This window comes from Alteromonas sp. C1M14 (assembly GCF_018860965.1).
GTDB lineage: Bacteria > Pseudomonadota > Gammaproteobacteria > Enterobacterales > Alteromonadaceae > Alteromonas.
In genome coordinates this window covers 177,529-189,816 of record NZ_JAHKQF010000018.1, presented here as the reverse complement: position 1 = coordinate 189,816, position 12,288 = coordinate 177,529, and the positions used below count along the sequence as shown (strand labels likewise).

Sequence of the window (12,288 nt, the reverse complement as noted above, 5' to 3'; positions counted from 1 at the left end):
AAAACACTTGGGTTATTTGTTGACGGCACCAGAAAGTAACACCGAAGTCTTTCCTTCACTACGACTTGCCCGGCTGATGGGATATAGCAAGATAAACGACAGTAAAAAGAGCAGACCGGCAAACAGGCCAACCCCCACAAGAGAAAAGTTATTTACCACCATGCTGGTAAGCAGCGGGCCAGCGCCGCAGCCAACCGAAATGGCCGCCGGCCCTAACGCTGCCAGCCGACCACTATCATCGAGTCGACCGAGCACGCCAAACTGCAATGGCTCAATAAACATGATCACCGGGGTAAACAATGCCATGGCCACCAGAAAGATTGCCGCGGTAGGAGCAAAGGATAAAGCTAGCGCTAGCAGGGCAATCGTGCCGTACGCCGCTGACAGCAACCAGAAGCTTGTACGTGCACGGCTACAATACAACAACAGTAAAAACGGACTTGCCACAGCAATGCACCAACCGCATGCTAAAGCTAGCGCCATAACATCTAGGGTTGAACCATGAAAAAAACCAAGACGTTCCATAAAGGTTTGGGTACCCGACAGCGCCACACCAAAAAGCCCAAGGGCGAATAATACCTGCAAGGCACCGGGAATGGTGGTCACGCCCTTAAAGAAAGACGTTGGGTGTTTGCTGGTAAGTCGAAACGATGGAAACTGTTTTAGCACCACCAATAATGTCAGCACATCTACGCACACAATCAGCCCAAACACCCCAGCATTCCCATATCGAGGTACCACGGTGGCACCGCAAATCAGCACAATCACAGCAAAGGTTGCCAGTGCGATATTATACCAAGCGAAGGTTTTCTCGGTGCGTGTGGTCAGGGCAGCTCCCGCGCCCGCCGCTGCCAATAAGGTGCCTTGCGCAAAACCAGAAAGCCCACGTAAGGTTAACAGGGCGACGACACCATTCGCATTGGCGGTGGCAATATTAAGGATAATTTCAGTACTAATAGCGAATAAGACCAGCTTGCGACAATCAAACCGGCCTGCCATTACGGAGAAACACAATGCCCCACAAGCCGTGGTGAGCAATTGCAAAGAGGCAATACGACCAAGCCAATGGGAATTGGCGGCAAAATCACTGACAAAGGCCCCCATGACCAATGGCATGGCGGGTAAAAATACAAGACCAGCCACATGACACGCAATCAGTGCAGCAATTGCTTTAGGGGTAAATCCAGCTGAGGAACGCTGCGCCTGATTTTTCACCATGCTAACCGGATAACTTTAAATCAAACCGTAACGACGATACCGGTAACGACTTTAATCCTTTCGAGATTGCGCATGCGGTGCGTTTTAATCGATTCGCGGCATCCATTTCGGTTTCTTTGCTCATGCGCGACGTAGGCATGATCATACTGACCGCCGCCACCGGCTTACTGAGGTGATCGAAAATAGGGACACCAATGGCGTAAATGCCGTTGTGTAACTCTTGGTTGTCTACCGCATAACCTTGTCGATTGTATTCGCTAAGGCGCGCCAGTAAAACGTCTTTAGAGGTAATGGTATGTTCGGTAAACACATGGAAATCGTAATCGAGCATTTTGCTTACCTGAGCATGATGCATGTACGAAATAATGGCCTTGGCGCCAGCCGGTGCATGCAAAGGCAGAATTTCTGCCGGTGCCATCGACACCCGCAACGCATCACGGCTTTCTGCAAAGTAACAGGCCACAGTCCCGGTGCCGCTCCATACCTCCAGTGAAATAGATTCGTTACTCGAATCTCGCAGGCGGTTAACGTAGGGTACCGAAATATCGACAAACTGCTGAATAGAACGGCTAACCTGAGACAAACCGATTCGATACGCAAGCGGCCCTAACGAGTACTTTCGCGACTCGTTATTGTGGGCAAATAAACCGTATTCCACCATGGAAGACAAAATACGCGAGGTCGTGGCCTTATGAATACCTGTTAATTTACTGATTTCCCCGGTACTTAACTCGTGGTTGCAATCGGTAAAAGTAACCAGTATTTCCAGTGCCTTTTCTATCGCGTTTAACTTGTCTTTTTTACTCGTGTTTTTCACTCGCCAACTCTTTACAACCTGTTCCCTCGCACACCACCGTAGGATGTGCGTCATAGGTGCGAAACTTCACCCCTTTGGGCGCGATCTCACAACCGGTGATTGTTAACACTATGATCAACAATAGAGAAAATCGTGTTAATAGCACACTGTAACCTTGATACATAGAAAAGTGCATCTTTTTTCCTTTTGTTATCCCCAGGACGTCGTCGGCAACATGGCTTTATCTGGGGTCAGAGTGATGGCATCCACCGGACAGCTTAATCGACACAAGTGGCATATTTGGCAATCCTGTTGATAGGCGATATACGCTTGTTCCGATTCCACATCCATACGTATTACATCGGTAGGGCACGCCTGAACACATTTTTCGCATCCAATACAACCGTGAATTTTTTCTATAGGCATTTTATGCTCCTTAAAATAATGTCGTACTTTACAACCGTTAAACTAACCAACTGGGATTATCAGCCAAGAAGGCATCTTCACCCGGAAACTCACGAGGGTAGTTTTCTCGGTAGCTGTTATTTTTACTGGGCTTCCATTCTTCGGGTAGCATGTGTTTACCCATGCGCATACCGTCATTGTGTTTTTCCACCGTTACCCAGCAATGCCAGTCGTTGTCATTTCGGGCAGGAAAATCTTCGCGAAAATGGGTGCCACGACTTTCTTCACGAAACAGCCCTGAACGTAGCTTCATTTCCGCATTGAGTAGCATATTTTTAGCTTCATGGGCCATGCGCAATTCGTGGCCATCCCGAGCAATCATTTTAGGGACACAGTGATTACGTAAAAATTCGATGGACGCCAACGCGCCGTCTAAACGGCGTGGATCTTTAATATAAAGAATATGAAGTGGGGTCATAGTGTTTTGCAGCGTCGCGGTTATCCATTCTGGGCTGTAGCCTTGCTCTACATTGCGCGGCGCCCACATTTCAGTGAGTTTTGCTTCAATTTGTTGCTGACTTATTTTAGGCCGTTGGGCAATGTTCTTTACGTATTCCACGGCATGCCGGGCGGCAATCCGCCCTTGTATGGCAGAACCGTAAGAAGAAAAGCCCCGGCCAGGATATAACGAACCACACAGCATTGAACCTAAGGCATCTCCGGCTGCGTACAGCCCCTCTACCCCATCGGCGGCGCAACTGTAATCCGAACAAAACACCCCTTCACTTTTATGCACGCCCATGCCCGCAGTCGCACCACCGACCCGGTGACCAAAACCTGCATCTTCTGTGGCCCCTTCAGGCGGCCCACCTAAATCAAGAATTAAGTCTGGCTGGGTTAAATACCCTTTCCCAAGATACTTGCGGTTCGCTATCACATCGGGAGATTCTGGCCGCTCTTCACCCTCTTTGAGTGGCGCCTCACCGCCAGGCCCACCACCTAGTTGACGGTTTACTCCGTTTTGAAATACCCCCAACGCATTGTTTAGCGTTAAGCCACCATCTAGTTTTCCTGGCGGACCCACCATCACATAAGCGCCTTTTACACTTTGTGCCCAGCGCCACCCCTCATAAGCCGCCGCGGGGGCATTGGCGAAGGTAGGATGGGTATCGTTGAACTCTTTGCCAATGATTTTTGCTCCTGCCTCAAAGGCCAGCGCGTCGCCATCAAAGGTCTGCCCCCAAATAGGAAATCCTGGGCTTTTATAAGAGCCGGCACCGGTGCATTGGATCACCGCATCGGCTCGAAGTACAACGGCTTTTGACGGCTCTGCCGAGTCATCATAGGTAAAGCCCACGGCCCCACAAATTTTACCGTTGGCATCGTCTAACAAACTGGTGATCATCGTTCGCTCGACAATGGACACGCCGGCATTTTCCAATTCCCGTCGAAACACCACTGTACCCCGTTCGAAAGGCCGGGTGTTGTGCGCCCCCATATCGTGCAGCGTGTGAAAAATATCTAAGGATTCATCCATAAAGATATCTAGCCACTTGCGGTCATTCACGTACTCGGTATTCATGGCCATGTTTTCTTGCCATTCGTCACGATCATAAATCGTCGGATCAAAGGGGCGACTGTCTGATGCCCAGGGAGACATACCAGACCAGCCGACTACACCTTTATCTACCATCACCACACTTAAGCCTTGCTTACGTGCTTCTAATGCGGCAAATGTGCCTGCAAAACCACTGCCTATAATTAGTAAGTCGGCACGGCGCACGGGCTCTGACAGGGTTGTTTCAACCCGACTGCCGGTATTCACCACTAAGGGAACCGCCAACGCCGCGGCGGTATACGCGCCAGCTTTAAGAACGTCACGTCGTGTCACGCCTTCTTGAATTTTGTCGTCTTTTTCATTACTCATGAGCTAGACCTTCTACTTGTTATCATTGCTAATTCTCATTTTGAACACGGTGCTTAACTGCCGCTAGAAACCCAGCTGTTCATATAAAATGCGGTCACGGGAAATATGCATATTGTGAAGATGCCCTTCTACCGCTTTCACCATGGGCTGCGGGCCGCAAATATAGTAATCCCAGTTAATGTTGTTATGCCCTGCCGAAGCCTGTTCGATAACCTGACTATCTATAAACCCGGTATGCCCATTAAACCCTTGAGGCGGAAACTCCGTCGGGGCTTCGTTTACAATAAGCGTGGTTTGCAGATTTAACGTCACTGCCATCGCTTGCAGTTCTTCCACAAACATCATTTGCTCCATGGAACGGTTGCCATACAACAAGCGAACAGGCCGTTTATCACCGTTGTCTTTTAACTCTCGTAGTAACCCGATAATGGGACCGATACCGGCACCACCGGCTATTAATACAATGCCTTCAGCATTTCTGGCATTTAAGGTAAACACACCATGGGGGCCATCAACCCAAACCCGTTGCCCAGATTTCAGTTTGTGCAACTGACGTGTGTAGTCTCCTAAACTGCGAATAACAAAGGACAGGTGAGGCAAGGAATGAGGACTGGAGGCAATGGAAAAAGGGTGTTCATTACGTTGAAAAGCACTGTTTGAGGTGTTGATCCAAACGAATTGTCCGGCATCAAAATCAAAGGGAAAATCGCCGTCTTTCTCAATGGTAAGATACCAATCGTCGGTACTGCCTTTTTTGCATTCCACCACTTTAAAGGGGCGTTTAGATACACTGCGAGGACGAATGAAGTAAACATAAGCCACTACCCCCACGGCGATGGCACATAAGACAATCCACAGGGTATCAAACCAAGCATTGTAACGACCGTGACGCCCCACGGTAACGGCATGGTGTGTGGCCAGAATAATCACGGCTACAAAGCCGACGCTGTGGGTATAGCGCCATGCCTCGTAAGACATATTGAGTTTTTTCTTCTTTATGGCCATCAACACGAGGGCAATAAGTAAAGACCATGCATAGACACCAGTGGCAGACTCACCGCTCGTAAACATCACCCACAAATTGTCCAATGCAAATGACGGCGCCACAATAAAGCGAGGAAGCCCAATCAGAAAAGGATGAAGAAAGAACAAGATCCCCAGTATTTCACCGGCTTTATTATGTACTCGCATCGAATTATCTACGCCAATACGATTATTGATGGCATCAACGCGGCCATTAAGTAATGTGAACTGGCACAACATCATTGCCATGCCGCTAATGCTCAACAAGGTAATGAGTTCTTCATACCAGCCCCGTATGGCCAGACCTTCAATGTAAGACAACGCCCAGGGTATTAGGATCAAAATAAAATATATGCCAACCAGCGAGTAAAAACTCATCGGTGACCGTTTTATTGCTGCCAGTTGCCCGACTTCCCCATTTAAGTGTCTGTTCATGTTTTGCGCACCTATTTCTTAAAAGTAGCGTTTCATCAGGGTTGCCGGTTAGCGAAGGCGATGACACCTTCGCTAACCGAATAAACCCTCGTTAGAAACGCGCACCTAACGTGATCCCAACCGTGCGCGGCGCACCCACATTTACGGTACGACAATTACAACTAAACGGTGGGTTAATAAGCTGTCCCACTACATAGTCTTTGTCGGTCAAGTTTTTGGCCCATAGATCCATATAGTAAGTGTCGGCATCGTAGCGAATTCGTGCGTTAAACAAGCTATAGGCATCTTGCTTATCTAGGTCGGTATTACCACGGTCAAAATAGGTGTCAGAGCGATAAGACCAATCTATGCGGGTAGTCAGGTAGGCATCACCAATGGTTTTGGTGTATTCAATACCGGTATGAGCCGTCCATTCCGGAGCATAATTCAAACGGTTGCCGGAAAAATCCGTAGGCGGTATATCAATGGAATATTCATCGTAAGTGGCATCAAGATAACCAACAGAACCATCAAATTTTAAATCTTCCGTAGGCTGGTATTTATATTCCACTTCAAGGCCAGTGATGGTCGATTGTGCAGCATTGTCGGTTAGCGGGCCGTCACCAGTTAAGCGAAATACCTGTAAATCTTGATAATCGTAATAGAAGGCCGTGACATTCAGCATCACCTTATTGTTAAAAAAGGTATTTTTTGAACCAATCTCATAGGCATCAACAAATTCTGGGTTATAGGGTAAGAGGTCGCCATTTTCATCGGAAATACCGCCATTAAAATCGTAGCCTCCCGATTTGTAGCCATGAGCATAGCTGGCGAAAATCAAATTGGTGTTAGACAGCTGATAATCGGTACTGACCCGATAACTAGGTTCGGTAAACGAGGTCTTGCCTGAATCGGCACTTTCTGGACCCAGCTCGCCGGATAAGTAGCGTACATTGTTAGTCAAGTCCACCTGACCACCGGTTTCCCGGGTTTGTTCTTTTTCGTCACGGGTAAAGCGCAGACCACCGGTAACAGACCAATCCTCCGTTAGCTCGTAAGAAAGCTGTGCAAACAATGCCATTGAGTCCACCTCATGGCTGGCAATACGAAGCTGACGTACACCGCCGCCACCGGCCACGGCATCATCACCGAGATCCACATCCAATGGCACTAACCCAGGAGGTACAATACTTTCAAAGCGTTCACTTAATTCTTCATGGTATAGGTAGGCACCCAAAATCCACTGAAAGGGATCGTCAGTTTGCGAAATCAAGTTGATTTCTTGGCTGTATTGTTCTGCGCTGTTGGCCCGGTGGCGGGTTTCAATGGCCAATTCAGAGCCGTCAGCATCAACCAATATTTCGTTATCGTTGGTTTGATAAGAGGTAATGGACTTAAGTAACAGATCGTCGGACAAATTCACCGTGGCATCAAAATCCACCCCTTGAATTAACGTATCCACAAATTCCGGCGTATTTTTTCTAATTTCGTGTAAATCAGTAGGAAACGGTAATATGCTTTCGCCAGTGGACGTGGTACCTAAATTGTAAACATCGGCGAGTATCCCAGCGCCCGCTCCCGCATCAGACACCCCCACTAAATAGGAGGTGGGATAGCCGTTCTCTGTGTCGATATCAGTTCCAAGAAACTGTGAACCAGGCCCTGCACCGCCAGATTTCGAGAAATACCCTCGCAATAAAAATTCGTTTCCTGAGTCGGTAACATAAAGCAGCTGACCGCGACCACTTTGCGAATCTTTGTCATCTACGTCACGACCACTTTCATACAAGTTTTTAATATACCCATCGTGGCTTTCACTCATCATGGTCATTCGCGCATAAAGGTTATCGGTAAGAGGCACGTTTAGTACACCCCTCACCCGTTGCTCGTTGTAGTTACCAAAGGTAAAGTCAGTGTAGCCTTCTACTCGGTCTGTGGGCTTCTTGGTAATAATATTCACCGAGCCGCCAGTGGCGTTTCGTCCATATAACGTGCCTTGGGGACCACGTAATACTTCTAATCTATCCACATCAAATACATCTCCGGCCGCCGCAGAGTTGCGTCCTACATAAACGCCATCAATGTGCAGCGCAACCCCCGGATCGCCGCCTCCCACTAGGGTTTCTGTTCCCACCCCTCGTAAGGTAACGCGGGCAACGTTTTGGCCAGCGGACTGTACAGAAAAGTTTAGATTTGGCGTAGATTCTTGAATACCGGCAAGGGATGACGCCCCTTTAATATCCAGCTCTTTTTGGGAAAATGCCGTCACAGATAACGGGATTTCCTGTAAACTCTCTGACCGTTTGGTGGCTGACACCATGATAATTTCAATACCGGAATCGGCATCTTGTTTTGCTGTGTCCTGATCTGCCGTTTCTTGGCCATACCCGGTCATGGGGTTGAGCGCCGAGGCAACGGCGGTGGCTAGGCATAGTAATTTAAATTGGGTTTTCACAGTGTATTCTCCGTGGAGTTTATTATTAAGCTGCTGTTTTTAAGGTTTTTTGTTTCTTACAATAGCGTCCACGCAACTCACCGATTTATGGACCTACTTTTCCCACGCCTAACGTAAAACCACATATTTACAGTTAGGTTACATATTTTTCACATAACTGAAGATACCCATGGTTTCACCACCAATCAATACACCTGTTTCGTATTACGAAACGATCTAGTATTAATGTAATGTTAAAAAATATTTAAACAAAGGTGATTACCACAGCTGCGAAAATGCATTAAACGGCACAGCGCGCCTTTAGATAGGGTGAGAATGAGAAAAGTAAGAGGAAAAACAAAAGGTACTGAAGCGGCCTATTGCCCTGCTACGCAGAGGGTTTAGGGGGCCGCTTCTCTTGTTATTGATGAGGCTATTTTAAAATGGAGTGACTAAAAGGGACTGTACAGGGATTTTTGCAACGGAGTAAACCACTGCGCTTTATCATGGGTAACGTAAAAATGGTCTTCAAGACGTACACCAAATTCGCCAGGCACTACAATCATGGGTTCATTAGAAAAACACATACCTGGTTGTAACGGCGTATTGTCTCCTCTTACAAGATAAGGCCCTTCGTGAATTTCCAGGCCAATACCATGCCCCGTTCGATGAGGTAAGCCCGGCAGTTCGTAGTCAGGCCCTAAGCCCTTTTGTTTTAACAGATCTCTTGCGGCCTGATCGATGTGTGCACAAGGCACTCCGGGCTTTGCCGCTGCAAAGGCTGCAGCTTGAGCAGCTTTTTCTATTTCCCACATGTCACTAATACGATCACTAACCTGTCCAAAACCGTAGGTACGGGTAATATCAGAGTGATAACCATCAACCTGGCACCCGGTGTCGATAAGCACAAGGGTGTCGTCATGCAATACTGGATCGCCAGGCACACCATGGGGATGGGACGTGCCTTCGCCAAACTGCACCGTACAAAAATAGCTGCCGTTATCCGCACCTAATTGGCGATGCTGTTCGTCGATAAAGCGGATCACCTCACTGGCACGACGGCCTGCTTGTAAATACGCGTAGGCTCGTTCATGCACGGTAAGTGTTAGGCTCATTGCATACTGAATTAAGTCTAATTCCTGTTTATTTTTGCGCGCTCGCAAGTTACCAATAAGCGAAACAGCAGAACGCAACGACATGGCAGGCAACGCTGATTGTAATTGTTCAAATAACCATAGTGGGCACTTAGGATCTACAGCAACACTGCGTAAATTTTTATGATGAAGAAACCTTGCCACAACCTCACTGGGATTTTCATCTTCTTGCCAAAATAAAAATTCTCCGTCTGTGTTTAACGCCGCTTTTATGGCTGACTGCTCAAAGCGGGGGCAAATAAACATCACATCTTGAGCGGTGATCACTGCTCCCACAAAACGTTCGGTTAGCGGCCAAGCAAGCCCACAAAAATACCGCATATTAATACCGGCCACCAAAATCAGCGCGTCGGTGTTTTGCACACTAAGCTGCTTTCTGGCCTCGTTAACACGGGCCATAAAGCCGGACTTATCAATAGATGGAGGTCGTGGTAAGGAAGAAAAAGTGGTATTTGTGTGACGCATGAAGCACCCCAAAGAAAGTGTTACTGACAGTTCACAGACCAGACAGAACGATGTGAACAGCGCATTTGCCTGTGCACATTTGCCATTGCCTTGCATCGGTTACCGAGTCAGAAATAGGTATAGATGGGGCTTACTCTACCGCATCTTTTGGCGATAAAGCTATTTATCGCCCTATTTGCTTGATTTTTATAACAGCGATACCCAAACGCTCATCTTTGGTTTGTATCGAGGGGGTGTGATGAAGGTGACCGTTACCACAAATTAACCCTAGGGGTTAAAGTCGGCTGGCTCATCGATACACTGGTGAAGCAAGGCTTCTAAGTTGTCATCCAATGTTTCGGCAATGATCTCCAGTCGGCTTTCCATGCAGTCGTCCAGCTCCATTTCGGTGAGTCCGTCTGCGGTCTTGTTATAACCAAACACCCCATCATCGGTAATGAATAAACCTTTTAAACGCTCCACCTGTAACGAGGCTAATAGGTGATGCAGTTTTTCATAGTTAAACACAATATCTGGCGCAAACCGCCAACCAATACTTTCAAACCCTTCTCCTTCATTACCGGCTGACACTATTTCTTGCTGTTGTAGCGGCACCTCTTGGACTGGCGCCTCAGCAGGTTCGTGATCATGATGGTGATGATGATGTGGCGGGGCCACTTTTATTGTTGATAGTGTGGGTCCATCTAGCATAGACAAAGGAAGCTTGCCGTATTCGGTATAGGTGTTTGCCACATCTTCTTTGCCCCAGGTTTTTACATAAGCTTGTAAGGCTTCACAGTCATCTTGGGAATACATATCCGCTTTATTGCCTACCACCACATCGGCAATTTGAATTTGCTGATTAAAGGTTTCGTGGGAGATATAACGGTTTTCGGATAACTTTCTGGCATCCACTAACGTTAGTGTGCGTTGTAATGACAATACCTCGCGGTAATGGGGAGCCGTTAAAACCTGAATCACTTCTTTTGGGTGGCCGAGTCCTGTGGGCTCAATTAGTAGCCGGTCTGGCCGCGCTTTCGCCAGCAATTGGTTAAGCGCAATTTGCATGGATAAACCCGCGGTACAACACATACAGCCGCCTGGTACTTCGCGAATAAATACGCCCTGCTCTTCGGTATGCTGGCCCTTCAGTAACCCGCCATCAATGCCTATTTCACCGAATTCATTCACTAGTACAGCCCAGCGCTCGTCAGCAGGCTTTTGGGTGAGCAAATGTAATATCGCAGAGGTTTTCCCAACGCCCAAAAAACCAGTAATGATATTAGTAGGCACCGCGAGGATTTTATCGTTTTGACTATGGTTATCGCTTGAAATCGTCATAAATAGTTTATTTCTTAGCAGGCTTATAAACATAACCTGCGGTTGTCAGCGCGTTACGTAGAAGATAGATGCGCAATAAAAAAGAATGAGTGTTCTTTACTAAACCTCAATTGTTATAATATAACAATTGTACCGGAGCGACAACGACGAAACCTTGGTACGTGCCGACATAAAACCTGCAAATTAAACTGACGGTTTTTATCCATGGCCCATTAAATCGGGCGACCAACCACGTAATGATGGTCATTAAAACAAAAAAGGCAGCAAATATTTTGCTGCCTTTTTTCTGGTATTGTCTATGACTAATTAAGCTGCCTTGCGACGACGATAGGCAAGTAAGCCCAGTCCCATCAGCATTAATCCTGCAACACCGGGTTCAGAAACTGTGGCGACGTTAACGCTAGTGCTAGCCGTGTCAAAACCATCAAAGGTAAGGTCGTTCGCATCAATCACCAAATTACGGTTGCCCTTACTCCAGCTATTCACGATGGTGTAATCAAAGATAACCGTTGATGTGTTAGTAAACGTGAACGAGGCGGCTACATCCGCTTGCGCTTGATTGAAGGTCTCTAACCCCGTTTGCCCAGGTACACCATCGGTGCCTTTACCCGACGCCGTAATAGAGCCATCATCATTTTCTGTAATGGTAAGTGCGGTCGTCGTGGTGTATTCAACAACAGCAGGGGTGTAAACCGTGACTTCATCATAGTAAAGATCACCGTAGGTATCATGGCCATCGATATCATAGAAAAACAAATCAAAAGAATAATCGAGGGTTGATGAAAAAGCGTTAGTAAACCCAGCATCTTCATATAGGGTAAATGCGTAAGTGGTGGTGGTGTTTCGTTTCTGGTTAATACGAATATCGCCTTCAACAGAACCGCTATAGTTACTACCGCCGTTAGAATATGACGTCAGGGCAACAATTTGAGCATAAAGGGAGGTACCATCAAATGTGGTAACCGGTGCAGAATAACTCATTGAACCAGAGTTAATTAGCTCTGCATCAAGATTCACTTCACCAAAGTCAAACTCAATAACATCGGCACTGGCTACAGAACTGGCTAATAAGGTACTGGCTATAATTAATTTTTTCATTCGTCTACTACTTAACTTTTCATCGTTTAAATTC

At 47.2% G+C, this 12,288-nt stretch carries 10 protein-coding genes; all 10 read right to left on the bottom strand.

Annotated elements, in window-relative coordinates:
• Positions 1 to 12 precede the first annotated feature (12 nt).
• Complete coding sequence (locus KO501_RS17315; protein WP_216030947.1) at positions 13 to 1,218, bottom strand: MFS transporter; 1,206 nt, start codon at positions 1,216 to 1,218, stop codon at positions 13 to 15.
• A gap of 1 nt (position 1,219) precedes the next feature.
• Entirely contained in the window at positions 1,220 to 2,035 is an 816-nt protein-coding gene (locus KO501_RS17310; protein ID WP_216030946.1) for an IclR family transcriptional regulator, read from the bottom strand.
• Positions 2,019 to 2,210: a hypothetical protein gene (locus tag KO501_RS17305; RefSeq protein WP_216030945.1), complete on the bottom strand. Its 192-nt coding sequence runs from the start codon at positions 2,208 to 2,210 to the stop codon at positions 2,019 to 2,021. The genes KO501_RS17310 and KO501_RS17305 overlap by 17 nt, the downstream gene beginning before the upstream one ends.
• 14 nt (positions 2,211 to 2,224) lie before the next feature.
• On the bottom strand, positions 2,225 to 2,440 hold the full coding sequence (locus KO501_RS17300; RefSeq protein WP_216030944.1) for a 4Fe-4S dicluster-binding protein: 216 nt from the start codon (positions 2,438 to 2,440) through the stop codon (positions 2,225 to 2,227).
• Positions 2,441 to 2,477: 37 nt separating this feature from the next.
• Positions 2,478 to 4,346: an FAD-binding protein gene (locus KO501_RS17295; protein ID WP_216030943.1), complete on the bottom strand. Its 1,869-nt coding sequence runs from the start codon at positions 4,344 to 4,346 to the stop codon at positions 2,478 to 2,480.
• Between the two features lie 63 nt (positions 4,347 to 4,409).
• Complete coding sequence (locus KO501_RS17290) at positions 4,410 to 5,804, bottom strand: ferredoxin reductase family protein (RefSeq protein ID WP_216030942.1); 1,395 nt, start codon at positions 5,802 to 5,804, stop codon at positions 4,410 to 4,412.
• 91 nt (positions 5,805 to 5,895) lie between these two features.
• A complete protein-coding gene (locus KO501_RS17285) occupies positions 5,896 to 8,238 on the bottom strand; it encodes a TonB-dependent receptor (RefSeq protein ID WP_216030941.1) in 2,343 nt (780 codons plus the stop codon).
• 431 nt (positions 8,239 to 8,669) lie between these two features.
• Positions 8,670 to 9,836: a Xaa-Pro peptidase family protein gene (locus tag KO501_RS17280; RefSeq protein WP_216030940.1), complete on the bottom strand. Its 1,167-nt coding sequence runs from the start codon at positions 9,834 to 9,836 to the stop codon at positions 8,670 to 8,672.
• A 267-nt stretch (positions 9,837 to 10,103) separates the two neighbouring features.
• Complete coding sequence (locus tag KO501_RS17275) at positions 10,104 to 11,156, bottom strand: CobW family GTP-binding protein (RefSeq protein ID WP_216030939.1); 1,053 nt, start codon at positions 11,154 to 11,156, stop codon at positions 10,104 to 10,106.
• A 306-nt stretch (positions 11,157 to 11,462) separates the two neighbouring features.
• Positions 11,463 to 12,254 (bottom strand): PEP-CTERM sorting domain-containing protein, encoded by a 792-nt coding sequence (locus KO501_RS17270; RefSeq protein ID WP_216030938.1) that lies wholly within the window; start codon positions 12,252 to 12,254, stop codon positions 11,463 to 11,465.
• Positions 12,255 to 12,288: the final 34 nt, after the last annotated feature.

Excerpts from the sequence above, each read along its gene's own strand:
- KO501_RS17275 (WP_216030939.1), bottom strand. The coding sequence starts at position 11,156 with ATGACGATTTCAAGCGATAACCATAGTCAAAACGATAAAATCCTCGCG.
- KO501_RS17295 (WP_216030943.1), bottom strand. The coding sequence starts at position 4,346 with ATGAGTAATGAAAAAGACGACAAAATTCAAGAAGGCGTGACACGACGT.
- KO501_RS17315 (WP_216030947.1), bottom strand. The coding sequence starts at position 1,218 with ATGGTGAAAAATCAGGCGCAGCGTTCCTCAGCTGGATTTACCCCTAAA.
- KO501_RS17280 (WP_216030940.1), bottom strand. The coding sequence starts at position 9,836 with ATGCGTCACACAAATACCACTTTTTCTTCCTTACCACGACCTCCATCT.
- KO501_RS17270 (WP_216030938.1), bottom strand. The coding sequence starts at position 12,254 with ATGAAAAAATTAATTATAGCCAGTACCTTATTAGCCAGTTCTGTAGCC.
- KO501_RS17305 (WP_216030945.1), bottom strand. The coding sequence starts at position 2,210 with ATGCACTTTTCTATGTATCAAGGTTACAGTGTGCTATTAACACGATTT.
- KO501_RS17290 (WP_216030942.1), bottom strand. The coding sequence starts at position 5,804 with ATGAACAGACACTTAAATGGGGAAGTCGGGCAACTGGCAGCAATAAAA.
- KO501_RS17300 (WP_216030944.1), bottom strand. The coding sequence starts at position 2,440 with ATGCCTATAGAAAAAATTCACGGTTGTATTGGATGCGAAAAATGTGTT.